Consider the following 628-nt stretch of genomic DNA (forward strand, 5'->3'; position numbering starts at 1 on the left):
GTCTGGGTCTGCGACCAGGCCTGGCATGGCGTGAAACTGATGATAGGCAAGCGCTTTTGTGCGCTGGAATCCCATAACCCCACGACAAAGGAAGACGCATCAGACGAGTTTCCTGTGGATGGCGTGGATAGGTTTCCGCGTAGCATCATCCCCGTTACCATAGATCACCGCTGGCTGCTGAAGGCGCTTAAAAGCATTGATGCGGAACAGGTAAGAATCACCCTGCCCTGGCAGGAATGCCACCGAGGCATTGCGCTGGAGGCGGCGGAAGCCCCCCCTGTTCGCATTCTTGTTATGAAGATGCGCACATGAAGCGGTTGGCAAGATTTCCCGATGACAGGCTGCGCGTGGCCGGCGTGGGACTGGCTTTTGTTCTCGCGCTTGGCATCCTGTCTTTTGTTGATCAGCGGGCCATTGACAAGCATCGGGCGTCCCACGTCTGCCAAGAGACGGGGTGCGCCCCTTGGGCGGTTTGCTGCGCACCTGGGACTGTGATGATGGTGTGCGTTATCAAAACAGCGCGTAAAACCCCTTCCTTGAGGTGGGGGATATAAGCGTCATCGTCTGTGAGGGCCATTAGAGTTGCTATTCGACGAAATAGAACCACAATAGAACCATGCTGATACGC

1 protein-coding gene is annotated in these 628 nt (G+C 56.1%); it reads left to right on the top strand.

The window, feature by feature from the left end; genetic code table 11:
- Positions 1 to 312: hypothetical protein (locus ACOCD2_RS24785; protein WP_419583368.1), on the top strand; the 312-nt coding region annotated here is incomplete at its 5' end.
- Positions 313 to 628: the final 316 nt, after the last annotated feature.

Origin of the sequence: Thiolapillus sp. (genome assembly GCF_048562965.1) — a bacterium.
In the GTDB taxonomy this organism is placed as follows: domain Bacteria; phylum Pseudomonadota; class Gammaproteobacteria; order Chromatiales; family Chromatiaceae; genus Thiolapillus; species Thiolapillus brandeum_A.